At 33.8% G+C, this 26,421-nt stretch carries 29 protein-coding genes and 1 tRNA gene; 15 read left to right on the forward strand and 15 right to left on the reverse strand.

The features are described 5' to 3' along the window. Positions 1-21: 21 nt before the first annotated feature. From nudC to epmB, 6 genes are all read right to left on the reverse strand, one after another. Complete coding sequence (nudC, locus tag H3U97_RS05190; RefSeq protein ID WP_065578153.1) at positions 22-825, reverse strand: NAD(+) diphosphatase; 804 nt, start codon at positions 823-825, stop codon at positions 22-24. Positions 826-885: 60 nt separating this feature from the next. Next, positions 886-2,511 (reverse strand): membrane protein insertase YidC, encoded by a 1,626-nt coding sequence (gene yidC / locus H3U97_RS05195; protein WP_198198436.1) that lies wholly within the window; start codon positions 2,509-2,511, stop codon positions 886-888. Further along, entirely contained in the window at positions 2,511-2,834 is a 324-nt protein-coding gene (gene yidD / locus H3U97_RS05200) for a membrane protein insertion efficiency factor YidD (protein WP_081298823.1), read from the reverse strand. Before yidD ends, yidC begins: the two co-directional genes overlap by 1 nt. Then, a complete protein-coding gene (gene rnpA / locus H3U97_RS05205) occupies positions 2,801-3,157 on the reverse strand; it encodes a ribonuclease P protein component (RefSeq protein ID WP_081298824.1) in 357 nt (118 codons plus the stop codon). The genes yidD and rnpA overlap by 34 nt, the downstream gene beginning before the upstream one ends. 11 nt (positions 3,158-3,168) lie before the next feature. Further along, positions 3,169-3,309 (reverse strand): 50S ribosomal protein L34, encoded by a 141-nt coding sequence (rpmH, locus tag H3U97_RS05210; protein WP_025314679.1) that lies wholly within the window; start codon positions 3,307-3,309, stop codon positions 3,169-3,171. A 160-nt stretch (positions 3,310-3,469) separates the two neighbouring features. Continuing rightward, on the reverse strand, positions 3,470-4,495 hold the full coding sequence (epmB, locus tag H3U97_RS05215; protein WP_198198437.1) for an EF-P beta-lysylation protein EpmB: 1,026 nt from the start codon (positions 4,493-4,495) through the stop codon (positions 3,470-3,472). A gap of 32 nt (positions 4,496-4,527) precedes the next feature. On the opposite strand from epmB, the gene efp reads away from it, so the two are divergent. After that, positions 4,528-5,094, forward strand: a complete 567-nt coding sequence (gene efp / locus H3U97_RS05220; RefSeq protein WP_034901106.1) for an elongation factor P — start codon at positions 4,528-4,530, stop codon at positions 5,092-5,094. 206 nt (positions 5,095-5,300) lie between these two features. On the opposite strand, the gene trmL is transcribed toward efp, so the two are convergent. From trmL to thiI, 4 genes are all read right to left on the reverse strand, one after another. After that, a complete protein-coding gene (gene trmL / locus H3U97_RS05225) occupies positions 5,301-5,783 on the reverse strand; it encodes a tRNA (uridine(34)/cytosine(34)/5-carboxymethylaminomethyluridine(34)-2'-O)-methyltransferase TrmL (protein WP_086320975.1) in 483 nt (160 codons plus the stop codon). A 21-nt stretch (positions 5,784-5,804) separates the two neighbouring features. Continuing rightward, positions 5,805-7,178, reverse strand: coding sequence for an envelope stress sensor histidine kinase CpxA (gene cpxA / locus H3U97_RS05230; RefSeq protein WP_198198499.1), 1,374 nt, complete (start codon positions 7,176-7,178; stop codon positions 5,805-5,807). 30 nt (positions 7,179-7,208) lie between these two features. Beyond that, a complete protein-coding gene (locus H3U97_RS05235; RefSeq protein ID WP_034901102.1) occupies positions 7,209-7,928 on the reverse strand; it encodes a response regulator in 720 nt (239 codons plus the stop codon). Positions 7,929-8,053: 125 nt separating this feature from the next. Next, positions 8,054-9,502: a tRNA uracil 4-sulfurtransferase ThiI gene (thiI, locus tag H3U97_RS05240; protein WP_086353904.1), complete on the reverse strand. Its 1,449-nt coding sequence runs from the start codon at positions 9,500-9,502 to the stop codon at positions 8,054-8,056. 178 nt (positions 9,503-9,680) lie between these two features. Here thiI and secG point away from each other — a divergent pair, with 178 nt between their 5' ends. The 8 genes from secG to H3U97_RS05280 all read left to right on the forward strand — a co-directional run bounded on the left by secG (position 9,681) and on the right by H3U97_RS05280 (position 16,072). Then, the gene (secG, locus tag H3U97_RS05245; protein WP_034901097.1) at positions 9,681-10,073 is read left to right on the forward strand and encodes a preprotein translocase subunit SecG; all 393 of its coding nucleotides are present in this window, start codon (positions 9,681-9,683) and stop codon (positions 10,071-10,073) included. A 7-nt stretch (positions 10,074-10,080) separates the two neighbouring features. After that, positions 10,081-10,166 (forward strand) — tRNA-Leu (locus tag H3U97_RS05250). Between the two features lie 183 nt (positions 10,167-10,349). Continuing rightward, complete coding sequence (locus H3U97_RS05255; protein WP_198198438.1) at positions 10,350-11,600, forward strand: integrase domain-containing protein; 1,251 nt, start codon at positions 10,350-10,352, stop codon at positions 11,598-11,600. Between the two features lie 736 nt (positions 11,601-12,336). Then, entirely contained in the window at positions 12,337-12,849 is a 513-nt protein-coding gene (locus H3U97_RS05260; RefSeq protein ID WP_086361640.1) for a GNAT family N-acetyltransferase, read from the forward strand. A 353-nt stretch (positions 12,850-13,202) separates the two neighbouring features. Further along, positions 13,203-13,769 carry a hypothetical protein gene (locus H3U97_RS05265; RefSeq protein ID WP_198198439.1) on the forward strand — a complete coding sequence of 189 codons (567 nt, stop codon included), beginning with the start codon at positions 13,203-13,205 and terminating at the stop codon, positions 13,767-13,769. A gap of 133 nt (positions 13,770-13,902) precedes the next feature. Further along, a complete protein-coding gene (locus tag H3U97_RS05270; protein ID WP_198198440.1) occupies positions 13,903-14,796 on the forward strand; it encodes a hypothetical protein in 894 nt (297 codons plus the stop codon). 105 nt (positions 14,797-14,901) lie between these two features. Further along, positions 14,902-15,102 carry an AlpA family phage regulatory protein gene (locus H3U97_RS11590; protein WP_198198441.1) on the forward strand — a complete coding sequence of 67 codons (201 nt, stop codon included), beginning with the start codon at positions 14,902-14,904 and terminating at the stop codon, positions 15,100-15,102. A 217-nt stretch (positions 15,103-15,319) separates the two neighbouring features. Further along, positions 15,320-16,072, forward strand: coding sequence for an antA/AntB antirepressor family protein (locus H3U97_RS05280; protein ID WP_198198442.1), 753 nt, complete (start codon positions 15,320-15,322; stop codon positions 16,070-16,072). 250 nt (positions 16,073-16,322) lie between these two features. Here H3U97_RS05280 and H3U97_RS11595 read toward each other — a convergent pair whose 3' ends face one another. Further along, complete coding sequence (locus tag H3U97_RS11595; protein WP_198198443.1) at positions 16,323-16,487, reverse strand: YlcI/YnfO family protein; 165 nt, start codon at positions 16,485-16,487, stop codon at positions 16,323-16,325. Positions 16,488-16,554: 67 nt separating this feature from the next. Here H3U97_RS11595 and H3U97_RS11600 point away from each other — a divergent pair, with 67 nt between their 5' ends. Genes H3U97_RS11600 through H3U97_RS05300 form a run of 3 tightly spaced genes read left to right on the forward strand, consistent with a single transcriptional unit; the run spans position 16,555 to position 19,770 of the window. Next, positions 16,555-17,037 carry a hypothetical protein gene (locus H3U97_RS11600; RefSeq protein ID WP_198198444.1) on the forward strand — a complete coding sequence of 161 codons (483 nt, stop codon included), beginning with the start codon at positions 16,555-16,557 and terminating at the stop codon, positions 17,035-17,037. Then, on the forward strand, positions 17,030-17,404 hold the full coding sequence (locus H3U97_RS05295) for a hypothetical protein (RefSeq protein WP_198198445.1): 375 nt from the start codon (positions 17,030-17,032) through the stop codon (positions 17,402-17,404). Before H3U97_RS11600 ends, H3U97_RS05295 begins: the two co-directional genes overlap by 8 nt. Before the next feature lie 11 nt (positions 17,405-17,415). After that, positions 17,416-19,770, forward strand: a complete 2,355-nt coding sequence (locus tag H3U97_RS05300) for a primase-helicase zinc-binding domain-containing protein (protein WP_198198446.1) — start codon at positions 17,416-17,418, stop codon at positions 19,768-19,770. Between the two features lie 106 nt (positions 19,771-19,876). Here H3U97_RS05300 and H3U97_RS05305 read toward each other — a convergent pair whose 3' ends face one another. Next, complete coding sequence (locus tag H3U97_RS05305; RefSeq protein WP_037489287.1) at positions 19,877-20,236, reverse strand: MmcQ/YjbR family DNA-binding protein; 360 nt, start codon at positions 20,234-20,236, stop codon at positions 19,877-19,879. A 608-nt stretch (positions 20,237-20,844) separates the two neighbouring features. On the opposite strand from H3U97_RS05305, the gene H3U97_RS05310 reads away from it, so the two are divergent. Further along, complete coding sequence (locus H3U97_RS05310; protein ID WP_081298780.1) at positions 20,845-21,078, forward strand: primase-like DNA-binding domain-containing protein; 234 nt, start codon at positions 20,845-20,847, stop codon at positions 21,076-21,078. 168 nt (positions 21,079-21,246) lie between these two features. Here the strand turns inward: H3U97_RS05310 and H3U97_RS05315 are convergent, their stop codons facing one another. Further along, complete coding sequence (locus H3U97_RS05315; RefSeq protein WP_065577681.1) at positions 21,247-21,867, reverse strand: NADPH-dependent F420 reductase; 621 nt, start codon at positions 21,865-21,867, stop codon at positions 21,247-21,249. Between the two features lie 99 nt (positions 21,868-21,966). Between H3U97_RS05315 and H3U97_RS05320 the strand changes: the two genes are divergently transcribed. Further along, positions 21,967-22,863: a LysR family transcriptional regulator gene (locus tag H3U97_RS05320; RefSeq protein WP_086361242.1), complete on the forward strand. Its 897-nt coding sequence runs from the start codon at positions 21,967-21,969 to the stop codon at positions 22,861-22,863. Between the two features lie 159 nt (positions 22,864-23,022). On the opposite strand, the gene H3U97_RS05325 is transcribed toward H3U97_RS05320, so the two are convergent. Both H3U97_RS05325 and H3U97_RS05330 read right to left on the reverse strand, forming a co-directional pair. Then, on the reverse strand, positions 23,023-23,382 hold the full coding sequence (locus tag H3U97_RS05325) for an MmcQ/YjbR family DNA-binding protein (protein WP_039105503.1): 360 nt from the start codon (positions 23,380-23,382) through the stop codon (positions 23,023-23,025). Between the two features lie 599 nt (positions 23,383-23,981). Then, positions 23,982-24,410: a MerR family transcriptional regulator gene (locus H3U97_RS05330; RefSeq protein WP_198198448.1), complete on the reverse strand. Its 429-nt coding sequence runs from the start codon at positions 24,408-24,410 to the stop codon at positions 23,982-23,984. 133 nt (positions 24,411-24,543) lie between these two features. Between H3U97_RS05330 and lepA the strand changes: the two genes are divergently transcribed. After that, positions 24,544-26,340 carry a translation elongation factor 4 gene (gene lepA, locus H3U97_RS05335; RefSeq protein WP_232343749.1) on the forward strand — a complete coding sequence of 599 codons (1,797 nt, stop codon included), beginning with the start codon at positions 24,544-24,546 and terminating at the stop codon, positions 26,338-26,340. Positions 26,341-26,421: the final 81 nt, after the last annotated feature.

Below are 26,421 nucleotides of genomic sequence, written 5' to 3' on the forward strand. Positions count from 1 at the left end.
TATTAAATAAAGTGAATATGATCAGTTTTCACCAAACTCATCATATTCACGACAAAGTATAATTGTATCCTCAATTAAACGCCTTGCTATCGTGCCATATTCAGGTATTTTTGGTAATTGAGAATAATGGTACCAATCAGCTTCTACTAACTCATTTTTATCGATAGTAATCTCACCACTGTCATAATCTGCTAAATAAGCCATCATCATAGAATTAGGAAATGGCCAAGGTTGCGAACCGACATAACGAATATTTTTAATTTTTATTTTTGTTTCTTCATAAACTTCTCTAGCCACTGTCGTTTCCATGGTTTCACCAATTTCAGTAAAACCCGCTAATACAGTATATAAATTATCTTGATTATGCCTTACATGTTTTGCCAATAAAATTTTATTTTTATTGCGAATAGCGACAATAATGGATGGTGAAATTTGTGGATAATAACGTTGATGACAATGATCACATAGACAACACCATTCGGTTTGACTGATATACATCTCATGGCCACAGTAGCCACAATATTTATGAGACCGATAAAACTCAGACAATTGTACCGCTCTACCAGCCATATTAAACAAAGACTGATCAGCACTATTAAGTAAAGGTCTAATCGAGCCCATGGAACTACTCATTTCTTGACAAATTAACCACGCTGTTTGTCCATTCCATTCACCAATAGACTGAGCGAGTTTATTGGTAAATCCTAATTCGCTGGCGATACCGTTGGGAACTTCGCCATTAGGTAACCATAGACGACCATTTTTACTCACAAACCAGTAGCCTTTTTCGTTACCGATCAAATTATATTGTTTTTGTATATCCATAACACCAACACCAAAAAATAAATATTAAAAAGGAGGATATTACTCCTCCTTTTTATCAAGCTATTTCTTTTTCTTCTCATGAAGACCTTTTTTCTCAAGTTCCCAGTAAATTATACGTTGCTGAGCAATCGTAAACAAGTTACTTACAGTATAGTATAAAACTAAACCTGATGGGAACCATAAGAAGAACACCGTAAAGATTAATGGCATATAAGTCATTAATTTTTGCTGTAATGGATCAGTAACCGGTGATGGTGACATCTTCTGAATTAAGAACATGGTACCACCCATTAATAACGGTAAAATATAATATGGGTCTTGCGCTGATAAGTCATAAATCCAAAGAGCAAATGGAGCATGACGCAATTCTACTGTATTACCTAACATATAAAACAGTGATAAGAAGATCGGCATTTGAATCAACAAAGGTAAACAACCGCGAAGAGGATTAACTTTCTCTTGTCGATAAAGTGCCATTGTTTCCATACTCAGTTTTTGTCTATCATCACCATAACGTTCTTTTAGTGCTTGTATACGAGGTTGTAATAACTTCATTTTAGCCATTGAACGATATTGTGCTCGTGTTAGTGGGAATAAAATACCACGCACAATAAAGGTGATAACAATAATTGAAAAGCCCCAATTGCCTATAAAGCTCTGAATAAATTTTAATAAATAAAACAGTGGTTGAGATAAGAACCATAACCAACCATAATCAACAATTAAATCAAGATGATTAGCGGTTTCTTTTAACTGACTTTGGATTTCAGGACCTAACCATAATTTTGCACTTACTGATTGAGTTTTACCTGGTTGAATAACGGCGGTTTCACCTTTAAAACCAATCGTAGCTTGGGAATTTTTAGCCGTAGCACGTGAATAAAATAGGTTGTTTTGATCCTGCGCAGGGATCCACGCTGAAGCGAAATAGTGTTGCAACATAGCAACCCAACCAACATTAGTTTCCACAGATAAAGCCTTATCTTTGATATCACCAAAGCTATATTTACTATAATTAGTATCAGAACTGGAATAAGCGGTACCACGGAACGCACTTAATCCTAATCCGCCACCACCTTCGGTAACAGCATCATCTGGTAAATCAATAGTTTGTTTTAACTGACCATACATCGATACTTCTATAGGATTTTGGCTTTGGTTATCAATATCATATTGAACATCAATAGCATAATTGCCACGATGTAAAATATAATATTTAGTATAAGTCACTCCATTAACTTGATACGTTAATGGAACTTTCAACTCATCTACACCATCAGCTAAAACATATTCAGATTGAGCAGTTTGATATACTGGACGTTTACTTCCTTGAATTGCATTATCTGGACCATCTTTACCTGTTAAGCCACTTTCAGCAATATAAATAAAGTCAGGTTTAGATGTTAATAATTGGAAAGGCGTACCAGAATGAAGAGACTGCTCATATTTTAACAATTGTGCAGCTTGTACATCGCCACCATAGGTATTAACCGTTAATGACAATACATCAGATTTTATCGTGATTGTTTTACCTTGTGTAAAATCCGCAGGTGAATCTTCACCTATTTGTTGCGTCAATTGATTAGCAACTGGCGGTTTTGGTGCATGATCTTCTTCCCATGCTTTCCAAAGCAGGAAAGAGACGAAAAGTAAAGCAATGACTAAAATATTACGTTGAGATCCCATTAGTGTTTTTCTCTATCGGTTTTAGTTTTAGGAGGTACAAAATCTTCACCTCCTTCATGTAAAGGGTGACATTTTAATACACGTTTGACAGTTAGCCAACTACCTTTTATTAATCCAAAGCGTCTTAATGCAATTACAGCATATTGAGAACAAGAAGGAGTAAAGCGACATTTAGGTCCTAATAAAGGACTAATAATACGCTGGTATATTTTAATGGTAAAAACAAAAATATTAATAATCAAATATTTAAACGCATAAACATGCTGTTTAAATATCAATATTAATTTATTCAGTTTCTTTGTTTTTTGATGATTTGTTGACATAGTTTGTCTAATGTCTCAACTAATTGTTGATTATTCAATTGTATAACAGGCTGTTTAGCCATCAAAATAAAATCGATATTAGGAAACTGATGTTGACGGTGACGAAAATATTCTTTAGCTAATCGTTTAATTCGATTACGCTCGTGTGCTCGTTTAACCTGTTTTTTAGCTATAGCAAAACCTAATCTAGAATGAGCTAGATCATTTTTCCGTGTAACTAAAGTAAGAAAAGGCGAACCTGCACGAATAGATTCTTGAAAGACGCGATTAAAATCGAAGGGAGTTAACAAACGTAACTCCCGAGGAAAAGTGAGTTTAGTCACTCAACTTTAAATTAGCTAGCAACGGTTAAACGAACACGGCCTTTAGCGCGACGACGAGCAAGAACTTGACGACCGTTTTTAGTAGCCATACGTGCACGGAAACCGTGAGTTCTATTACGTTTTAATACTGATGGTTGAAATGTGCGTTTCATGACGATTTATATCCAAATCTAATTTATCAACAAGTTGTAGAGTATAAACTCCACAGCATTAATTAAAGAGGCCCGAATTATAGAGGCTATTTTATTTTTCGTCAATGAGATTTTGATACATAAATTGTAAGGACTGTATTAAATGAATATATCTCCTTTATTAATCATTAATCGCTATGACCCGCTTACTTTTTTCACCACCGATTTCACGAGCTAATTTTGGCACAAGATAACCCGATACATTTTTCGCAAGTTGTCTCATAATTTGCTTAGCATTATCATCATCCACTAAAAAATGAGCAGCCCCTTGCACTTTATCCAATAAATGGATGTAATAAGGCAAAATGCCTATTGAAAATAATTTATTACTTAAACAAGCTAATACATCAGCATCATCATTAACTTTTTTCAATAACACACTTTGATTCAAAACCGTTACCTGATGTTCCTTTAAACGCTTGATGGCATTAGTAACATTATCATCAATTTCATTTGGATGATTAATATGAGTAACTAATACAATTTGTAACCTGGTTTTAGCAAATAACCGACACAGTTCGCTAGTAATACGATTAGGTATCACCACAGCTAAACGGCTATGAATACGTAACCGCTTGATATGAGGTATTTTCTCTAATTCGGTTATTAAAAAAGCCATTTCGTGATCTTTAGCCATTAAAGGATCACCACCAGAAAGGATAATTTCATCCAGTTCTGGATGGCTTGCAATATATGCCAATGCAGCCCCAAGATTTTTTTTAGTTCCTTGATTATCGTGATAAGGAAAATGTCGTCTAAAACAATACCGACAATTAATCGCACATGCAGTTTTAGTCATTAATAATGCACGATTATGATATTTATGTAGTAACCCTGGAATGGTATTATTCTGCTCTTCTAAAGGATCTTCACTAAAACCCGCTACATTAATTAATTCTTTTTCATCACAAAGAACTTGTAACAACAATGGATCTTGACTATCACCTTTTTTCATCCGATTTATAAAAGCCATAGGAACCCGAAGCGGGAATTGCTTTCTCGCTTGCAACATAGGCAGAGAAATCGCCTCAGGATCTAAATTCAAACAACGATAAAGCTCTTTGATATCGGTAACGACATTAGCAAGTTCAAAAATCCACTCATCTTTATTTGGTTGTTCAATATTTTGCTGTATAATGTGGCTCATTTTTGTAATTCAGAATGATAGTTGGAGCTTTTATGGCATCTTTTAGTACTAATGAGTTTAAAGCCGGTCTTAAAATAATGCAAGATGGCGAACCGTGTGTAATTGTTGAAAATGAATTTTATAAACCCGGAAAAGGACAAGCAATTAACCGCGTAAAAATAAAAAAATTACTTTCAGGTAAGACTGTTGATAAAACATTCAAATCAGGTGAATCCGTTGAAGCCGCTGATGTTGTTGATATGAATTTAACCTATTTATATACTGATGGTGAATTCTGGCATTTCATGAATAACGATACATTTGAGCAACTTTCTGCTGATGCTAAAGCTGTAGGTGACAATGCTAAATGGTTAGTTGATCAAGCTGAATGTATTTTAACTTTATGGAATGGTCAACCAATTGCGGTAACGCCACCAAACTTTGTTGAACTAGAGGTTATTGAAACCGACCCAGGCCTAAAAGGTGATACAGCAGGGACTGGTGGTAAACCAGCGACACTATCAACTGGTGCTGTAGTACGTGTTCCATTATTTGTACAAATTGGTGAAGTACTTAAAGTTGATACTCGTTCTGGTGAATATGTTTCACGGGTTAAATAATATCAACGAGATATAAATGCTATTTTTAAAAAAGAGGTCATATTGACCTCTTTTTTATTTACTAAATAAAAAAGTTAATATTTATTTTGAGGAAAGGGGTTTTTATTTCAATAATTAGGCTCAGCTTTTCGACAATTACCAATCCAGCACTCAATCAAACCAGCGAACAGCAATAAACTAACAATATCTAAATTAAGAATTTTAGTTTATTTAGCACCAATATAATCTAATTGTCGCCATGATTCATAAACTACTACAGCAACAGAATTAGATAAATTCATACTGCGACTATTGGCAGTCATTGGAATACGAATTTTCCTATCTTGCGGTAATGCATCAAGGACTTTGGCAGGTAGGCCTCGCGTTTCTGGACCAAACATCAAGAAATCATTTTGATGATAATTTACTTCACTATGTGGTTTTTGACCTTTTGTGGTTAAGGCATAAACTTGAGAAGCTAAATCAAGGTGGTTATCAGCCAAAAAATGTTCAAGATTTTTATAACGTTTTACATCGACAAATTCCTGATAATCAAGTCCTGCTCGCCTTAGTTTTTTATCGTCCCAAAAAAATCCCATTGGTTCGATAATATGTAAATTAAAACCAGTATTAGCACATAAACGAATAATATTACCCGTATTAGCCGGAATTTCAGGTTCAAACAACACAATATTTAAAGGCGCATTCAACACAATAATTTCTCTTAACAATTAATATTTTTGAAGTGGTAATACTATCACAATTTTCAGCCCGCCTAAGTGACTTTTCTCAGCTTTAACTGTGCCGTTATCTCGAGTAATAGCATTCGCTACAATTGCTAAGCCTAACCCTGTACCACCCGACTCTCGGTCTCGAGCTTCATTAGTACGATAAAATGGTCTAAAAATTTGCTCAAGCTCATTATCGGCAACACCTGGACCATCATCATCAATAGTAATAGTCACAGCTTGTTGTTGGATAATAAAATTCACATCAATTCTTTGATTTGAATAACGAAATGCATTTCTTATCACATTTTCAAGCGCACTACATAACGCTTCTGGATAGCACAAAATTGTATGATTAGAAGGAGAATTTTGAATAGAAAATTGTTTTGCTATCTGATTGGCTTCAAAAGTCGCATTATCCAATACATTTTTAAATAATACATCTAATGATTTAAATTCACGAACTTCATTATTATCATGCTGATTCCTTGCTAAGGATAATAAGTCACCTATCATCGAATCAAGCTTTAAAGCTTCATTATTTATCCGCAAAACTTCATTGCTTTCACCTTGCTTACGGCGCAATAACGAAGTTGCTAATTGCAATCGAGTTAATGGAGTACGTAATTCATGGGAAATATCAGAAAACAGCCGTTGCTGTAGATCTTGCATCCGTTTCAATTCTCTAAGCATATGGTTAAAACTTGCACCTGTGGCTTTATATTCATAAGAACCAACTTTTTCAAGCTCAGGCCACTGTTGTAAATTACCATTTGCGACCTGTTCTGCTGCCAATCGAAGTCCTCGTGCTGGTTTAGCTATACTCCAAGACAACCACAACAAAAATGGAGAACTGGCTAACATGGTTAATGTTAAAAGTAAGAAAGGATGATCAAAAATCAAATTAACAAATTGAGATTGAATATCTGATGCGGGCTGTAATAAAAACAGTTGATATTCATCATTAGCATAGTGAATAAGGAAAGGACCAATAATCTCTTGATTATCATAAATTTTTTTCGCCGGATCATCAACATCATGCGATTTTTCACTAAAACTTTTTACTAAATCAATATTTTTAGTATCTGCAGTAATAATTTGCTGATTAGGTGTAACAATAAATAGGACTTGACCAGTTTTTTGATAATTATCCATTACCACAATAAATCTCATCCACCAGCGAAAACTATCTTTCGGTATTTTAGTGAGATCTTTTTCTATCTGACTTGCAAGAACTTCACCACTTTCTTTATCTTTATTGGCTAAATAAGTTAAATTACGTGAGTCGAGTTCGGGCAATACCATTACAAGCGCAAGGAAAAAAGCGATAGTAAGTAAGAATATTGTGAAAATTCTAATTGTTAGACGATCAAAAATCCACATAGATTCTTACCATATTTAAAAAAGCTAATTTTGCAACAAATCATCATTTTGATCTACAACAAATAGATATCCTTTTGAACGCAATGTTTTAATCCATGGTAAGCCATCACTTCGAGGTGGAAGTTTTTTCCGTAAATTAGAGACATGAACGTCAATTGAACGTGCTAATGGGATAAATTCTTTCCCCAACACCGTCTCACTAAGAGTATCTCTTGAAATAGTCATCCCTTTATTTTCAAGTAATTTAAGTAATACTTGAAATTCTGTGCCAGTTAATTCGATGTATTTATCATCAAAATAAACAGATTGTTGTTTGGTATTTACCACAAGTTTATCAATAATATATTGTAATGGTTTTTCACTACTTTCATTACCGGCAGTATCCCATTTAGCCCTACGCAATAAAGCGTTAATTCGAGCAATTAATTCTCGATCATTGAAAGGTTTAAGAATATAATCATCAGCGCCAAGTTCAAGACCATTGATTTTATCGAGTTCGCTATCTTTAGCTGTTAAGAAAATAACAGGAACGGTGAATTCACTTCTTAGTGAAGACAAGACACTTAATCCATTCATTTCTGGCATCATAATATCAAGTAAAACCAGATCGATGGAATCATCAAACTTTTCTAACGCTTCAATACCATTATTTGCAACTTCGACTGTGAACCCTTCCAATTCTAATAATTCACATAATAACGACGCAATTTCTAGATCATCATCAACTACAAGTAATTTGCTCATTATAATCCTCAATAAGTAATGAAATCCTTAATTTTATATCTATTAAATAGACGACAACTAGGCTTTGTATTTTAAAAAATATTATATAGATATATGAAAAAAATATCGTAAATAATTGTTAAGAATTACAGTTTAAATACTTTAACATTGTTAAAACCTTGCTCCATTAAATAAAGTGCTTGTAGTTTACTCATCACGCCTTTAGCACAATACAGTAAATATTGCTTTGATTGATCTAAATCACCAAATTGAGTTGCCAATTTATAAAATGGTATAAGCTTAACTTCAACATTTTCGATTGCAAGTGGATACTCCTCTTGCTCTTCAGGCGCTCGAATATCAATGATAACGTGATTATCTTCTAATGTGGTAACAGTATCAACCTGAGTAATAGTATTATTAGTTTGTTTAGCTATTTCACGAATATCAATATTTTCAGCTTCTTCAACAGCCTTATCTAAAATAGCAAAATCAAAATTTTCCTCTTCAGCTTCTATTTTTTCTTTAACTGCTTTTACCGTTGGACTTTTCGATATGACACCACAAAATTCAGGCATAGTCTTAGCAATATCTTCAGTGCCTATCTGACGAGCTAGATTAATTATCGTTTCTTTGTCATGGGTGATAAGTGGGCGTAAAATTAATGTATCACTGACATTATCGATTAAACGCAAATTAGTTAAGGTTTGACTTGATACTTGACCTAACGCTTCGCCTGTAACCAGAGCTTCAACATTATAACGCTGTGCAACTTTAGAGGCTGCGCGAATCATCATTCGTTTTAAGATAACCCCCATCTGGCCATCATCAATTTTTTCCAAAATCTCGCCAACAACATCTGAAAAGTCAATGGCAATAAAACGAACTTTATGAGAACTTCCAAATCTATCCCACAAATAATGAGCCATCTGTTTCACGCCAATTTCATGGGTTTTGCCACCTAAATTGAAAAAGCAATAATGGACTCGACAGCCTCGTCTGATCAGCATATAGCTAGAAACACCAGAATCAAATCCACCAGAAATAAGAGAAATGACATCTTCTTGTGTTCCGGTTGGGAAACCACCTATTCCGGCATGCCGTTCTTTAACTAGTAGAAGTTTATCTTTATCAATCTCAAGATTAACCGTAATATCTGGACGAGTTAATTTGACTTTAGAGGTCGCAACATGCTGATTAAGACCACCACCGACATAACGCTCTACCTCAATTGAGGTAAATTCGTGCTTACCACGTCGTTTAACTCTTACACAAAATGTTTTATTCTCAATTAAAGGCGCATAGTGATTAAACGCTTTTTCATAAATATCATGTAAATCGGTAAAAGTAAGTTCTTCAACCACTAAAATATGATGGATACCAGGAATTCTTGTTAATAGTTCTAAAATTTGATTTTCGCTATTTTCAATTTTAGGGCGAACTTCAATAAAATCCCAATGACGAATAACTGCAACATCATTAATAGCATTTTTTAAAATATTACGAATATTGCTAGTAAGAATTTTAATAAAACGTAAACGAACAGACTCGCTTTTGATGGTAATTTCAGGGAAAAGTTTAACTATAAATTTCATACAACTGCATTAGCCAAGAATAAAAATGGCGACATTATACTGATTTTTCCCCTAAAAACGTACAATTGATTATGATAAATACAGAAAATAATAAAATATACTTGCTTGTTGCTCACTCTTTCGCTAATATTTCGCATCAATAAATTCTGTTCTATAACATAAAAATTGACAGGTTGAAATGTACGAACTTTTAATTATAGGTTATTTATTTATCGCACTTGCGATAATCGTTTTAGTGCTAATTCAGCGCGGTAAAGGTGCTGACATGGGCTCATCTTTTGGTGCAGGCGCTTCTGCAACTTTATTTGGTTCATCAGGAAGCGGCAATTTTCTAACTCGCACAACAACAATACTTGGTGTGTTATTTTTTGTGTTAAGCATTATTTTATCAAATCTTGGCAGCGCAAAAACCACAACTTCAAGTGATGAGTTTAAAAATATTGGAGATAGTGCTCCTGCGACTACGCAACAAAATACCGAAAGCACTAGCGGTAATGGAGACGTAATTCCAACTACTGATCCTGTTATTCAACCACAAAAGATTAATCCTACATCCGATATTCCAGAATAAAAACGGCGCCGTGGTGGTGAAATTGGTAGACACGCTATCTTGAGGGGGTAGTGCTCTAAGGGCATGCGGGTTCAAGTCCCGCCCACGGCACCAATTCAATATTCATTAACATTCTTTTAAATCCTTTAAAACACATCAAAACCAACAAATACAAGGCTTAAAGCCTATTTTGTTATTCATTAAGCACCAGTAAGATACATTTACAGCCAGAATTTTTAGGTATATGCTTAGGTATACGAACACAATATACCTAAAACCCGTATACCTAAAATCATTATGGCAAGAAAAACTCTACCATTAACCGACACACAAATAAAAGCAGCCAAACCAAGAGATAAGGATTATTCTTTATTTGATGGTGGCGGTATGTATCTTTTAATCAAAGCGAATAACTCTAAGATTTGGCGTTTTAAGTATACGCGCCCGTATAGCAAAAAAGGGGCATTAATAAGTTTTGGCAGTTATCCAGAAGTTTCGCTACAACAAGCACGAAAACAACGGGACGAAGCGCGCGAATTAATTAAACAAGGTATAGATCCTCAAGAACATAAGGCAGAACAAGAGCAACTACAACAAGAAGCTAGCAATAATACTTTTTATGCTATGGCTCAAAAATGGTTTAAATTCAAAACCGAACAAGGATTAGAAGAACAAACCTTAAGAAAAGCTTGGCGCTCATTAGAGAATCATGTTTTCCCATATATAAAAGACATTCCCATTAACCAAGTAACAGCTATTAAAGCAATTAATGCACTACAGCCATTAAATAACAACAATAAATACGAAACAGTTAAGCGAGTTTGTCGGCGAATTAATGAAATAATGTATTATGCTGTCAATATGGGAATTATCGATAATAACCCTCTCGCTAGAATTACCGATGTTTTTAATAGCCCAAAAGTTAAAAATCAGCCAACTATCCCCCCTACTGAATTACCCGAATTTATGCAAGCACTGGCTATGGCAAATATTGAACTACAAACTCGATGCGTTATTGAATGGCAATTGCTAACTTTAACGCGACCAAGTGAAGCCGTAGGGGCTAAGTGGGACGAAATAAATTTTGATAGAAAATTATGGAGTATTCCTGCCGAACGCATGAAGATGGATAGACCACACAATATACCTTTATCATCACAGGCATTAGCTATCCTTGAGATAATGAAAACTATTAATCATAAAAGTGAGTTTGTGTTCCCTACTGCTAGACCTCCCTATAACAAACCAATGAGTAGCCAAACCGCTAATATGGCAATAAAGCGCATGGGATACAAAGATAAGTTAGTTGCACATGGATTAAGAGCTTTAGCTAGTACCGCTTTAAACGAGCAAGGCTTTAATTATGATGTCATTGAAAGCGCATTATCGCACGTTGATAAAAACGCAGTGAGAAGAGCCTACAACAAGGCAGAGTATGAGCAACAAAAGCGTATTATGCTTGACTGGTGGGGCGACTTTGTCGAGCAAGCCAGTAAAGGAAATGTCTCATTGTCAGGTAACCGCAATTTAAAGCTAGTTAATCATTAACCATATCACGCTATTCATACCGTGCCCCATATTTGGGTTATTCACTTCAATTCTCCATAATAACCACTCCTCATATCTGAGGGGTGCTTTTTCAAATGTCACCCTTTACCTTACAAATCAGTACGTTAGTCGTAACTCAGATTTGAGTTACGCACAACATATACTTTGACTATTTAATTACCCCCATTAATTTGGAATTTATCAGATAACTATACATACTATACATAAATACAAAAAACTTGATATATATTAATATATTATATTATGTATACTTATTTTTTAAGTGTTCATAAGTATTCATTACTATACATACATATATGTCTTTTAGATCACACAGATAACAATATGATTTATATTAATATTACGGACAATTCAAATGTTTAACTTGTTAATAATCAATATGTTAATATTTCGCTTGATCATTAGGTAGCTGAATGGTGATTTCCACCATACAGTATTAAATTTGTAATCTGCTAAAAAGCTAGCAGGTTTATTACATTGGTTTGAGTTATTCAACCATAGATATTTATGGTTATCCATTTAGTAATAGTGAACAAAAAAATTATTTCAATTCGCGGTTGTGTGTATAAAGGAGTATGGGTGATTTTTAGGATGATTTGTTATGAACTTTGTACCATCCCCTCTAGGTATAAAGGTTTCTTTTTAATGGTTTAATAATTCCAGACACCAAATAAGGTGGTAAAATAACATCATAAAAATGAGGAGAACCATGATAATGGACAGTCGAAGTTATACAACAGAATCTAAACGGGATTCTGTATCTAAAATCGAAGTAAAATCATATTCACCAACCTATGCAACTGAAATATGCGATTTATTTCATTCGACTATTCATGCTATTGATACCGATATTTATAGCAAAGCAGAGCAAGAAGCATGGTGCCCAACACCACCAGATTATCAGATGTGGTTAAAACGTTTAGATAATACTCAGCCTTATATGGCTATCTTTGGCTCACGCCTTGCTGGGTTTATTGAACTCAAAGACGATGGTTACATAGACTGTTTTTACGTGCATCCTGACTTTCAAAAACGTGGCATAGCTAGAAAACTCTATGACCATATACTTGACTTGGCTCACCAGAAAAAGCTTTCACAATTAAGTGTAGATGCTTCAAAAGTAGCCATGCCCATTTTCAAAAAATGGGGTTTTAAAATAAAGCGGGTTAACAAAATATCCAGAAAAAACCAGGTACTGATAAATTACCATATGTATAAACCACTTTGATTTTTATTGAGACCTTTGTACCGTAAAGCTTCACTCAAACTAAATTCCTAACCGCGCTTTTTTGAAGTATATAGTTTCTTGAGTCCATAAAAAGAGCGCTCAATTTTGCAGTTCTGTTAAATTAAAACAGTTATCTTCATAATAAAGATAACTTATAAATTCCTTTCATGGGGTTGAATTTAAAAATATCACTTCAATACTTTGAAGTAAGTGAGAAAATGAATAAAACAGAAAAGAAAAAGATAAATTGCTATTTTCATGATATATCAAACATAAGGTTAATTGTATCGATTGAGCAATCAATAGTTAATGAAATTGGCGATTGTTGAAAAATTGAGGAAGGATTGAAACGAATGAATCAAAATGACATTGCTTTTTGGGGAATGATTGGCAATTGGTTTACTGGATTGGCAACATTTTTAGCTGTGATTGTATCGCTTTATTTAAGCACACGACAGACTAGAATAAAATTAAAATGCTTTTTTGGTGAGAGAATTAAAATATTAGGTGATGGCACTAATTTAGGAAAATGTATATTTATTGAGATAACTAATCTTTCTTTAATGCCTATTAATATAGAGCACCAACTTGGTATCGGAATGATAACAAAGAAAAGGCGTTTACGTTTTTGGAGAAAAAAGAAAGTATGGATGATTAGTATCGATCCACGTAATGTTTCAGGCAGTAAAAATAAACTTTTAACAGGTGAAAATAGTTTAATGTGGATTGATTTTGATAAATATAAAATTAATGAATGGTATAAGAATATGGCAATAAAATTATACACACATGGAGTGAAACCAAATGAAATTGAATGTTATGTTTATGTTAATAATTCAATTACTTATAGATTCCCATTTGATTCTGTTGTACTTGAAAAATTAGAATTACAATATAAAAAAATAATAAATGATAGATAGTTTTATGTATATAAACACAGTGCTACAATATATCTAACTGTATATTAAAGTATTATTTGCGTCTAGGCTGATCCCCGAACATTCGCAACCCTAGCGAACTGGCGCAAATATCTATTAGGGGCGTGAGGGGCGTATGGCATTACCAGAATTAAAATATTGCACTCTTGAAAGAGCTGCAAAATTACTTAATTGTGAAATATGGGATATTTTCCATTGGTGGCAATTAGGGTATATAGATCTAAGTATAATGGTTAATAATGTACATGGTCTTTTCGCCATTCAATTTAATGATAAAGATTCTTATAAAAAATATAGAAAAATTGAAAAATCGGGAGATAAATTAGAAGTAACTAATGACGATAAAACCTTTTTATCTATATGTAATGAAATTTATAATCTTTCTAAAATATATCCACCCAAATATAATTTCGGATTTTCAGATTCAAAATATATATTCGCAGGAGAAGCGAATATATCAGGACTAATTACTTTTGCTTTTAGAACTGAATTGCCTTGTTTTGGAGAGTATTTAGAATTCGAATTTTTAGATAAAAACGCAGAAATATCTTTCGTACCGACAAATTTTAATAGTGAATTAAACCAAGCCTTTATTTCTTTATCTCAAGAAAGTGAACTTTTAAGGAAAATTCATATATCAAATTTAATAATAACAGGAAAAGATTTAAAAAATTTACAAAATTTTGATAGCACTATTCCAAATGAGAAAATTAACTATCCCAATTTAGATTTAAAGGTTTTCTTTCAAAAATCAGGGCAAAAACCACATAATTTAAAAGAAACGATAATATTAATCGCTAGAAACACTAAAAATTACTATTTAAATGACGGATTAGATATAGGATTAAAAGCGATAGCAATTAAAATCAAAAATCATAAAGAATTTAAAGATAAAGGCTTGCCTTCGGCGGAACAAATGGTTAAATGGTTTATTTCCGCAGGCATAGCTACCTCCAAAACAACTAAAACCTATGATTTTAATCTAATACTTAATATATCTAACTACTAGTGCTAATTATTTGGCTACTAGTTGAATTAATTAACACTACTACCTATAACATGATCATATTGCTACAGTTACCTTGTTTTAATCACTTTTATAACGAGGTAACAAATGACAAATACAATCCTATCCAGAAGAGATGTTAAAAATTTACTTCACTTCAAATCTGACACCAGCCTTTATACGTTGGAACAGAGAGACAAAACATTCCCACAAAAAATCAGAATCGGCTTGCGTCGCGTTGGGTATCGCGCTGATGAGATTTACTCTTGGCTTGAATCTCGCAGAGTAGAACGTCGAGAGGTCGCTTAATGGTGATAAAGCAAAGCCCTTTATATCGCGAAATGATAAAGGGCTAACACTGGAATAATGACGCTTCCAATGATAGCCAATCTCGCGTTAAGTGTCTAGCTAAAAAACACCGAAATAACCAATTGATTTTAAAGTAAAACGAAAAAAATCGTTACGGTCTCCCCTTGCCTAAATTCAGCTAAAAGGGGAATTTTTCGACACGTTAGGAGTAATACTTATGACAGATTTTAATAATTTAGTACCAGTAATAGAAACGCAATTCAACGGTAAATTACAGCAAACAGTTAGCGCAAAGTCTTTACATTCTTACTTAAAAGTAGGAAATGATTTTTCTACATGGATAAAGGGAAGAATAAAAGAATATGACCTAATTAAAGGTGATGATTTTTTAATCTTTGATTCATTAGAATTCAGGAATCAAAGTATAAATAATGAACAGTGGACAACTAAGCGAGGCGGAGACCGTAAAAGTATTGATTATATTCTAACAATTGGAACCGCTAAAGAATTAGCAATGATTGAAAACAATGAACACGGGCGAGCTATCAGAAAATACTTTATTCGTTGTGAAGAACACCTTAAGAACATTGCACCCGCCATCCAAAAGAAAGAGCTAAAACGCTTAAAGGCACGAAATGAAGTTGCAAACTATAGCCGTCCTATGTGTGATGCATTAACTCTACACAGGCTATCACTTGGCAAAGAGACAAAACCTTATAACTATACCAACGAATTTAATATGATTAACGGTATTGTACTAGGTATGACAGCTAAAGCTTTCCGAAAAACTCATAATATAACTGGTGATATCCGCGATTACCTCAATGAAGAACAACTAAACCAAATAGCTTACCTTGAGCGTTCTAATATTACACTAATTGATTTGGGTTGGAGTTATGAGCAAAGGAAAGATGAACTAATCAAGCTATCACAAAGCTACATGACTAGATTAATTGGTAAAGAGGCTTAATCATGACTACAAGTTTATATAACAATCTAGCAATACTGATGTATACCCAAACCTTAAATAATCTCCCTGTGAAGCGTTACGGCGCAATTTTCCGACACGTTAGGGAAGATTTTATTGATATCACTACGCGCGCGCGTATGCGTCGGAAAACTCATTGCATGGGGTTGAATTTTAAATGTTGGTTTTGTCAGTCCATAAAAAGGAGAATGGGAAAACAAAAACCACCAATCAGTGGTATTAATTTAAAAGATTATTTCTTATCTAATTTAGCTAGTTTTTCGCGACAAGCAGAAATAACCCAAGCTGAAAAGTTGGTGTTCTCTTTTTGGGATTGCTCATCTATTTTTTCTATTAGCTCGTGTGGAAAGCGAATTCCCTTGGTAAAAGATTTATTATTTTTGTATCCCGTTGCCATTAGTAAAAAAATCCTAATCAATTTAGTGTTTAAACACTATACATTAAAAAATTGTTTAGAAAAAGCATTGACGTGTTTATGCACTTTATTTTATAGTGTTTATGCACCAAGTAAATTTTGTGGTGCTAAAAAACAATCCCCCGAAGTGCTACCAACACTATCGAGGGATCTAACCAAACCATTAAATGAGGTAATGATTATGGCTAATAATAATGATACCCTATGCCCTAAAAATGGGCAATATGACCTACCTAACCTTTTATCCGTCTTGAATTTATATCAGGCTGATATCCAACCACAAAACTTATTACACGCAAAAGCACACTTAGAAGAACTCAGACAATCAATTCTATGGGGAATCGGTGCTATAGGTAATTTGTTATTTTGGGCTTCTGAATGTGAAGAATATGAGGAACAACAATTTAAAGACGATATACGCGACATTGGTTACTTATTAGCACAATTAAAAAACATTGCTTGCTTTGCTTCAAATCAGATTAATTTACTCGACTATAAACTTAATCATAAGGAAGTTAACGATAATGAATAATAACCAAAAAATAACCGCAATTCACCATATCATCGTTGATTCAACTATGGCGATAGTAGCAAGTTTATTTTTAATTGAGCAGATTAACAAAAATGATAGTCAGGTATTTATTCATGAAGGCACTAAGATTGATATTAACAAAGATTTAATTGTCTTAGGTTTAGATATCAATCTTAAGCAATGCTTGATTGAGGATTTTGGCGAAAAAGAGGGATTAAATCGAACTTATGGAATGTTGAAAGACATGTACATAGAAAGTACAGATGCCCCTTTAGCATTAACCTCATTAGGACAAGAATTACTTTCAACATTGTTTATTGATTTAGTCGAAGATATCAAAGCTGAATCTAACGGGACAATCCATTAAGGGGGGCGGTAATGAAAATAAATGAAATTACCACCCAAGCGGTAGGTAAATGGCAATCAATCTTTAGTTCATTAGGTATCGATGTGGGTAATGGCAAACATTGCCCCTGCCCTATCTGCGGTGGTAAAGATAGATTTAGGTTTGATAATAAAGATGGGCGCGGTACGTATATCTGCAATCAATGCGGTAGCGGTGACGGCTTAGAACTTATTAAAAACTATTATCATTGTGACGCGAAAGAGGCGAGCAATAAAGTAGCCGAATACTTAAATTTAAGGAATACCTCCACAAGCTCGGATTTCAAATCCGACCTACAAGACAACATACCAGAAAATCCTGTATGTAAAAAGGTTAATTATTTGCTATCTAAAGCAATATTAGGTCAATCGGATTACCTCACTGAAAAAGGGTTAACGTTCGATTTAACCTTGCTAGATGATGGCCGTATCTTTGTCCCTTTGATTAATATCAACAGTGAATATACAGGCGGTCAATTTATCGAGCCAAACGGAAATAAGCGCTTAATGAGAGGCTCAAATAAGAAAGGTGCTTTTATATGGGTTAACCCAAAATTGGGCAGACCTGACGAGGTAAGCAAAGAATTACTCACAGCTACCGAGATTATTATTTGCGAGGGATTAGCTACAGGTATATCGATATCGGAATTCCGCCATCGGTCATTGGTGATATCTGCTATTGATGCAGGTAATCTTATTCATGTGGCTAAAGCTGTCCGTGAGGTTAATTCTACCGCAAATATTATCATTGCTGGTGATAATGATATAGGGAGTCATAAAAACACGGGTAAAGAAAAAGCGATAGAAGCGGCTACTGCGGTAAATGGTTATTACACAATCCCCGATACAGATTATAAATGTGATTGGGATGATTATAGGCAACAGTTTGGACTTCAGAAAACTTCAGTTTTATTCGATAAAAACTTATCAAAAATTAACGTTCAAACCTTAACAAATAATAACAACCAAAACTTGAAAAAAGTTGAAACCCAAAACATGAATTTATCACAAATGGCATCCAGTCAGCGCGCCGAATTGTTAAATGAGCATTATCACAATAACCTCGCCATTAATTTAACTACTGATGAAATTTATCACTATCAAGCTAATGCATGGCAACCCATTAGCGATAAAGTCTTAATGCGGACATTAGCCGATTTATTTAATCAATCAGGTGAGCCATTTAACCCTATGCGCATAAGTTCAGCGGTTGAAACCCTCAGATTATCTTTACCTGCAATGGGTCGCGCTCAAACGGATTTAATTTGTTTTAAAAATGGTGTTTATGAGCTGAAGACACAAACTTTCAGACCACACAATAAGCAAGATTGGTTATTGGTGAGTAATAACATTGATTATTACCCTGCCAAAGAAAAAGAATCTTTTGAAACTCACGCGCCGAACTTTGCTAAATGGCTAAAAAGAGCATCAGGTAACCAAGATAAGGCTAAGAATATACTAGCTGGGCTTTATATGATATTAGCTAATCGTTATGACTGGCAATTATTCTTAGAGGTTACAGGCGCAGGCGGTAGCGGTAAAAGTGTATTTGCTGAAATCGCAACTATGTTATCAGGTAAAAACAATACTGTTATAGGTACAATGGAATCGCTGGAAAAGGCAAGAGACAGGGCGCTAGTTGTTGGTTACTCTCTTATCATTTTACCAGACCAACCGCGATATATGGGCAGTGGTGCAGGTTTAAAAGCAATTACGGGCGGTGATGAGGTCGCAATTGACCCTAAACACAAACAGCCCTATTCCTGTAAGATTCCCGCGGTAGTGTTAGTAATCAACAACGAAGCTATGCGATTTAATGAGCGAAATGGCGGCATATCAAGGCGTAGGGTAATATTTCACTTTGACGAGGTTATACCAGAAAAAGAGCGAGATTTAAACTTGGTTAGCAAAATAGAGCAAGAGCTACCCTCAATTGTGAGGTTGTTACTTAATGAGTTTGCTAACCCTAATGATGCTAAAGAACGATTACATAAACAGCAACAATCAGAAGAAGCAAAGTCTATTAAAAGAGAATCTGACCATTTAGTTGATTTCTGTAGTTATTTTGATGCGTTAGACAATCCTAACGGTATGTTAATAGGGAATCTTGGCATTATGCCATTTAATCCAAGAAAGTATCTTTATCATTCCTATATCGAATACATCCGTAACACAGGATTAAGTAATCCTCTATCCTTAACTCAGTTCGGCACATCTTTAAGTTATGCAATGAACGAGAATGGCAAGCAATACATGAAGAAGCGCTTTACAGTAGGGGTTAAAACTAATTTAGAACTTAATTTAAACGCCAGTAAAGACTGGTTACCTAAAGCAGAAGAGCCTATCTAAAACTAATTGTTTATTAATGTTTAAACCGCCTTGGCTGGCGGTTTTTTGTATTAAACAAAATAGATGCTTAAGGAAATAAACAAATATATTAAGGCTAAGGCTAAAATTACTTTGAAGTTAAGTGATAACTTTCAGTCAGTAAATCAAATATTTCTTTATCTGATAAATGTCCAGAAAGAATAATGCTGATCCAATGTTCTTTATTCATATGATATGCAGGCAAAATACCTTCTTTTTTCCTTAAAGAGCCTATATGTTCAGGTCTTGCTTTAATATCCAGAACATCAATCTCTTTATCATCTTTTAGCCCAAGTTTTGAGCCAGATACATTCATAACAATAGCATACCATTTATCACCATCCTGATGATGGCGCAATACTGCATAGTTAGGTAAATTTTCCCAAAGATAGTTAGGTTCTGAATGAAAATGTTTTTTGGCATAGTTAAATAATGTTTCTCTATTCATTATAATCTCCTAAAGATGTTGGATATAGAAAATACAAATTAACTGCATGTGGGTTTACTTACATAAGTATAACATTATAGTTGACTTGGAATAATCAAAATCATAAAAAATAAATAGCCCATTATTTAGCTAATCTAGTAATAAATTTTTACATCATTGAATTATGTACAGTAAAAATGTAGAGTTATGTATAGTTAAAATGTAGACCATACATAGCGCAAACCCTTATACAATAAAGCTTATAAGAAATCATGTATAGTATGTACAGTTTTTTATAAAATTTTATTTTAATGGGGGGTAGTTAATTTCTTTAACACTCAAATTTGGGTACCGCCTCTTTAGACAGATTTTTACATCTGCGAAAAATCAACTTTAAATCAAAAAAAGTGAGTACTAAAAATACCCAATTTTAGGGGTCACTTTTCGTTTTAGGTATACGTTTAGGTATACGAAGTAAATTTTAAATAGATAAAACACTTTTACTAAAAAGGTTTAACACTTGCTTTTCAAGTCCCGCCCACGCACCAATTCAATATTCATTAACATTCTTTTAAATCCTTTAAAACACATCAAAACCAACAAATACAAGGCTTAAAGCCTATTTTGTTATTCATTTTAATCTAAGAAAGTATCTTTACCATGCTTATGTCGAATACATCTGCAACACAGGGTTAAGCAATCCCCTATCCCTTACCCAGTTCGGTACATCTTTAAGTTACGCATTAAACGAGAACGGCAAGCAATACATGAAGAAGCGCTTTACAGTAGGGGTTAAAACTAATTTAGAACTTAATTTAAACGCTAGTAAAGACTGGTTACCTAAAGCAGAAGAGCCTATCTAAAGCTAATTATTTATTAATGTTTAAACCGCCTTGATTGGCGGTTTTTTTGTATAGTACGAATGTTGAGTTAAAATATAGACCGTACATGGCGACTATTTAGCAATATAAATTTTAATATCATTTTGTTCATTATAAATTAAATAACAAAATTGGCTGTTATTTTCGTATTTATGCTTTGACCCAAATCGGGGCTACTGTTGGTCCTTGCCCAAGGAAAAAGGCAAAATGAATATTCATTGCACCAATAGGTTCAATAAAACGACTATTACACAAAGAACCAGCGTCAATCGGTTCAAATCCAATTGAATTAGCAATGTTTGATACAACGGTTTTCGCGTTATCATCATCAGAAGCAATAAAAACTTGCAAAGTTTGTTTTGTTCGTGCTGATGTAGGTAATAATTGAGCAAAGATAGTATTAAATGCTTTTACGATTTTCGCCTTTGGTGCCAATGCTTGAATTTCTTCTGCGCCTGATGTGACATGCCCAATCAGTAACTCTTTAAAGTCTTGCGTAACTGGGTTAGTGATATCAATTAATATTTTATCGGTTAAATCACCACAAGAGAGTAATACCTCTTTTACGGCTTGATAAGGTAGTGCTAAAATCACCATTTCGGCTGATTTTACCGCGGTTTCAATACAACCACTTTCAGCACCGATATTTTTTGCGAGAGTCTGAGCTTTTGCTGAGTTTCTGCTTGCAATTACAATATCATGATTTGTTGTGGCAAGTACATTTGCAAGTCCTGTCCCCATATTTCCTGTTCCAATAATAGCAATTTTCATTTTTTCTCCTGTTTATGAATGAATTGATAAAACTATACAATAGAAATAAAAAGTGATAAATTTCAGTTATATTTCATATTTAAAAACAAATTGTTTCTAATGGATAGATTAACTTCTATGTCTGTTTTTGTGAAAGCCGTTGAATTAGGCTCATTTTCGGCTACAGCAAACGTATTTAATATGTCACCACAATTAGTCGGTAAACATGTCCGCATGCTTGAAGAACACCTAAATGTTCGTTTGTTAAATAGAACAACTCGTCACCAGAGCTTAACCGAAGTAGGACGCGCATTTTATGAACGTGCCAAAAATATTCTTGCCGAAGTTGAAGAGTCAGAAGCGATTGCAGCACAAATTAATGCCACACCTCGAGGGCGAATTAAGATTAGTGCACCAATAACATTTGGCACTCATGCATTAGCACCAAAGTTACCCGAATTTTTAAGTACTTATCCAGAAATTTCCATTGATTTATCACTTACTAATCGTATTGTTGATTTAATTGATGAAGGATTTGATTTAGTTTTCAGAGTTGGCGAATTACCTGATAGTGGATTAATTGCAAGAAAATTAAAACCTTATAAATTGATTTTGTGTGCAGCTCCTTTATATCTAAAATCCTCGCCACCGATTAATTCGCCAAAAGATCTTAAATATCACGAATGTTTAGGTTTTTCTCACACAACATTACAAACTCATTGGCAATTTGAGGGAGCTGAAGGTCATTTTTCTGTACCTGTATCAGGGCGATTTATGACCGACAGTGGTGATGCACTATTACCAGCAGCCATTGCTGGATTAGGTATTATGTTACAATCAGCCGAAATGGTGACACCAGCAATAGAAAAAGGACTGTTAGTTCATCTTTTACCTGACTATCACGTGCCAACCCGACCCATGCATATTCTTTATGCATCTAATCGACATGTTCTACCTAAACTAAGATGTTTTATTGATTTTTGTATCCAAAAATTTGGTGAAGATGAACAAAGTTAGAAATCATAATAGGCAGTATAAATCGGTTACCTAAAGCAGATGAGCCTATCTAAAGCTAATTGTTTATTACTGTTTACACCGCCTTGATTGGCGGTTTTTTGTATAATACAAAATAGATACTTAATGAAATAAACAAATATATTAAAGCTAAGGCTAAAATTACTTTGAAGTTAAGTGATAACTTTCGTTAAGTAAATCGAATATTTCTTTATCTGATAAATGTCCAGAAAGAATAATGCTGATCCAATGTTCTTTATTCATATGATATGCTGGCAAAATACCTTCTTTTTTCCTTAAAGAGCCTATATGTTCAGGTCTTGCTTTAATATCTAGAACATCAATCTCTTTATCATCTTTTAGCCCAAGTTTTGAGCCAGATACATTCATAACAATAGCATACCATTTATCACCATCCTGATGATGGCGCAATACTGCATAGTTAGGTAAATTTTCCCAAAGATAGTTAGGTTCTGAATGAAAATGTTTTTTGGCATAGTTAAATAATGTTTCTCTATTCATTATAATCTCCTAAAGATGTTGGATATAGAAAATACAAATTAACTGCATGTGAGTTTACTCATATAAGTATAACATTATAGTTGACTTGGAATAATCAAAATCATAAAAAATAAATAGCCCATTATTTAGCTAATCTAGTAATAAATTTTTACATCACTGAATTATGTACAGTAAAAATGTAGAGTTATGCAGGGTTAAAATGTAGACCATACATAGCACAAACCATTACAAAATAAGGCTTACAAGAAATCATGTATAGTATGCATAGTTTTTTATAAAATTTTATTTTAATGGGGGTGGGTTAATTTCTTTAACACTCAAATTTGGGTACAGCCTCTTCAGACAGATTTTTACATACGCGAAAAATCAACTTTAAATCAAAAATAAGTGAGTAATTAAAATACACAATTTTAGGGGTCACTTCTTATTTTTGGGGTACGAATGAGGATACACTAACAAATATAAAAAATAGAAATTATTTATCCAGAAGGGTTTAAAAGACATTTTTCAATTCCCGCCCACGCACCAATTCAATATTCATTAACATTCTTTTAAATCCTTTAAAACACATAAAAACTAACAAATACAAGGCTTAAAGCTTATTTTGTTATTTGATGAGCTGTTTTATAATATTGTTTCTTAAACTGCAATAACGCTAATTGTTCGTTCAATAGGGTAATAGTATCCATTAACGTCTTTTCTTGTTGATTGATGATAGCTAAACGTTCGTCTAACGTTTCATCACCTTTAAGACACAGCTTGACATAGTGTTGAACATCTTTAATTGACATATTGGCGTTACGTAAACATTCAATCAATTTTGCCCACTGTAAATCTGCATCAGAAAATAACCGTTTTTCATTTTGATCGCGTTGTAAAAATGGAAATAGATTAAGTGAGTCATAATACCTAAGCGTGTGGGCTGACAAGCCTAATAGTTTTGCTGCTTTAGTCACCGAGTATTTAGGTGTTTGGTTTAATTCACCATTTTGTGCAATTGATGCAATACAATCATTTATATTTACCATATTTATACCTATGTTTTCATAAAAATCAATTAAATAGATTAGCAAGTATGATAATTTGGCCAAACTTGACTTAGAGTTACTCTAACCATTATAGTTCACGCCAACATTTAAGAAAAGTATGGGAGAAATTAACATGAACCCAAATAATATAAGAAATTTTTGTATTATTGCCCATATCGATCACGGTAAATCAACACTGGCAGATAGATTAATTGAGATGACCAATACTGTCTCTGAACGTGATATGAAAGAGCAATTATTAGATAACATGGATCTCGAAAGAGAACGTGGTATTACAATTAAGTTACAAACTGTGCGCATGTACTATAAAGCTTCAAATAATATTGAATATGAGCTTAATCTCATCGATACCCCTGGACATACTGATTTTAATTATGAAGTTTCGCGCAGTTTAGCTGCTTGTGAAGGAGCTTTGTTGCTAGTTGATGCAACCCAAGGCGTACAAGCACAAACAATCGCTAATTTAAAACTGGCTCAAGAGCAGAATTTAACTATTATTCCAGTTATCAATAAAGTCGATATGCCGAATGCGGATGTTGACAGCGTGATTAAAGAAATCGAAGAGTTAGATGGCATAAACTTAGATAAAGTTATTTTAGCTTCAGCTAAAACCGGCGTAGGAGTTGATAATATTTTAGAATCAATCGTTGAAAACATTCCTGCGCCAGAAGGTAATAAAGATAAGCCACTGCAAGCGTTAATCTTTGATTCTCATTATGATGTGTATCGCGGTGTAGTGCTACACGTACGCGTTTTTAACGGTGCCATTCATACCGGAATGAAAATTAAAATGCTCAAAAGTGATATTGAGTTCGAAGCATTACAAACGGGCGTATTTTTACCAGCAATGAAAACTGTTGATTTACTTGATGCAGGTGAAGTTGGATATATTTCGACTAATATTAAAATCGTCGCAAATGTTAAAGTCGGTGATACCCTAATTGATCCTAATCACCCAAATACCGAAGCAGTACCTGGTTATAAAGAAGTCAAACCTATGGTTTATGCTGGATTATTTCCAATAAAAAATGAAGACCAAGAAAAACTTAAAGATGCGGTTGAAAAATTATCGCTTAATGATTCGGCTTTCATTTATAAACAAGAAAATTCCATGGCATTGGGGGCTGGTTTTAGGTGTGGTTTTCTCGGTATTTTACATATGGAGATTATTCAAGAAAGACTTGAAAGAGAATATGGTATCGAAATTCTCTCTACCTTTCCTAGTGTTGAATACCGTGTAACATTAAAAAATAGTGAAATCATCAATGTTAATAATCCTATGTTGTTACCGAGTTTTGAAAAAATTGACTATATTGAAGAACCATTTATAGATGCAGTAATTATTATTCCTATGGAAAATATTGGCGAAATTATGGAACTTTGTCAGGAAAAACGAGGTATCTACGTCGATATGATTTATCTAAATAATAAAATGGCAGAGTTGACCTTTAAACTGCCAATTTCAGAAATTGCATACAATTTTTATGATTCACTTAAATCGATTACTCATGGCTATGCATCTATAGATTATCGTGATAGAAGCTATATTGCATCGGATTTGGTAAAAATGGATATTTGGTTGAATGATGAGATTGTCGATGCATTTTCATTTATTTTACCTCGAGATAAAAGTTTTGAACGAGGTAAACAAATTGTGCAGAAGATGAAACATGTTATTCCTCGCAAACTCTACCCAATGCCGGTTCAATCAGTAGTCGAAAATAAAGTCATTGCACGCGAAGACATTCCACCTTTACGTAAAAGTGTCACCGGTCGTGGCTATTCGGGTTCGGCATCGAAAAAGAAAAAAATCGCTAAAAATATTAAAGAGAATAAGATTAGACAACGTAAATTTGGTGGTGTTGATATTCCACAAGAGGCCTTTCATGCTGTGTTGGATATTCATTAATGATGTAGGCTAGTTGAAATTAACCATTGCTTACATAATTAATCAACATTAAATAACAGTTTCGCCGGCAATAGCCGGCGA

Origin of the sequence: Gilliamella sp. W8128, from assembly GCF_016100545.1 — a bacterium.
Lineage (GTDB): Bacteria > Pseudomonadota > Gammaproteobacteria > Enterobacterales > Orbaceae > Gilliamella > Gilliamella apis.

Excerpts from the sequence above, each read along its gene's own strand:
- H3U97_RS05320 (WP_086361242.1), top strand. The coding sequence starts at position 21,967 with ATGGATAGATTAACTTCTATGTCTGTTTTTGTGAAAGCCGTTGAATTA.
- thiI (WP_086353904.1), bottom strand. The coding sequence starts at position 9,502 with ATGAAATTTATAGTTAAACTTTTCCCTGAAATTACCATCAAAAGCGAG.
- yidD (WP_081298823.1), bottom strand. The coding sequence starts at position 2,834 with ATGTCAACAAATCATCAAAAAACAAAGAAACTGAATAAATTAATATTG.
- H3U97_RS05235 (WP_034901102.1), bottom strand. The coding sequence starts at position 7,928 with ATGAGCAAATTACTTGTAGTTGATGATGATCTAGAAATTGCGTCGTTA.
- lepA (WP_232343749.1), top strand. The coding sequence starts at position 24,544 with ATGAACCCAAATAATATAAGAAATTTTTGTATTATTGCCCATATCGAT.
- H3U97_RS05305 (WP_037489287.1), bottom strand. The coding sequence starts at position 20,236 with ATGAATAGAGAAACATTATTTAACTATGCCAAAAAACATTTTCATTCA.
- secG (WP_034901097.1), top strand. The coding sequence starts at position 9,681 with ATGTACGAACTTTTAATTATAGGTTATTTATTTATCGCACTTGCGATA.
- H3U97_RS05295 (WP_198198445.1), top strand. The coding sequence starts at position 17,030 with ATGAATAATAACCAAAAAATAACCGCAATTCACCATATCATCGTTGAT.
- H3U97_RS11595 (WP_198198443.1), bottom strand. The coding sequence starts at position 16,487 with ATGGCAACGGGATACAAAAATAATAAATCTTTTACCAAGGGAATTCGC.
- H3U97_RS05300 (WP_198198446.1), top strand. The coding sequence starts at position 17,416 with ATGAAAATAAATGAAATTACCACCCAAGCGGTAGGTAAATGGCAATCA.
- rpmH (WP_025314679.1), bottom strand. The coding sequence starts at position 3,309 with ATGAAACGCACATTTCAACCATCAGTATTAAAACGTAATAGAACTCAC.
- epmB (WP_198198437.1), bottom strand. The coding sequence starts at position 4,495 with ATGAGCCACATTATACAGCAAAATATTGAACAACCAAATAAAGATGAG.
- H3U97_RS05260 (WP_086361640.1), top strand. The coding sequence starts at position 12,337 with ATGGACAGTCGAAGTTATACAACAGAATCTAAACGGGATTCTGTATCT.
- H3U97_RS05270 (WP_198198440.1), top strand. The coding sequence starts at position 13,903 with ATGGCATTACCAGAATTAAAATATTGCACTCTTGAAAGAGCTGCAAAA.
- H3U97_RS05280 (WP_198198442.1), top strand. The coding sequence starts at position 15,320 with ATGACAGATTTTAATAATTTAGTACCAGTAATAGAAACGCAATTCAAC.
- H3U97_RS05315 (WP_065577681.1), bottom strand. The coding sequence starts at position 21,867 with ATGAAAATTGCTATTATTGGAACAGGAAATATGGGGACAGGACTTGCA.
- nudC (WP_065578153.1), bottom strand. The coding sequence starts at position 825 with ATGGATATACAAAAACAATATAATTTGATCGGTAACGAAAAAGGCTAC.
- H3U97_RS05330 (WP_198198448.1), bottom strand. The coding sequence starts at position 24,410 with ATGGTAAATATAAATGATTGTATTGCATCAATTGCACAAAATGGTGAA.
- H3U97_RS05255 (WP_198198438.1), top strand. The coding sequence starts at position 10,350 with ATGGCAAGAAAAACTCTACCATTAACCGACACACAAATAAAAGCAGCC.
- yidC (WP_198198436.1), bottom strand. The coding sequence starts at position 2,511 with ATGGGATCTCAACGTAATATTTTAGTCATTGCTTTACTTTTCGTCTCT.
- H3U97_RS11590 (WP_198198441.1), top strand. The coding sequence starts at position 14,902 with ATGACAAATACAATCCTATCCAGAAGAGATGTTAAAAATTTACTTCAC.
- H3U97_RS05325 (WP_039105503.1), bottom strand. The coding sequence starts at position 23,382 with ATGAATAGAGAAACATTATTTAACTATGCCAAAAAACATTTTCATTCA.
- H3U97_RS05265 (WP_198198439.1), top strand. The coding sequence starts at position 13,203 with ATGAATCAAAATGACATTGCTTTTTGGGGAATGATTGGCAATTGGTTT.
- efp (WP_034901106.1), top strand. The coding sequence starts at position 4,528 with ATGGCATCTTTTAGTACTAATGAGTTTAAAGCCGGTCTTAAAATAATG.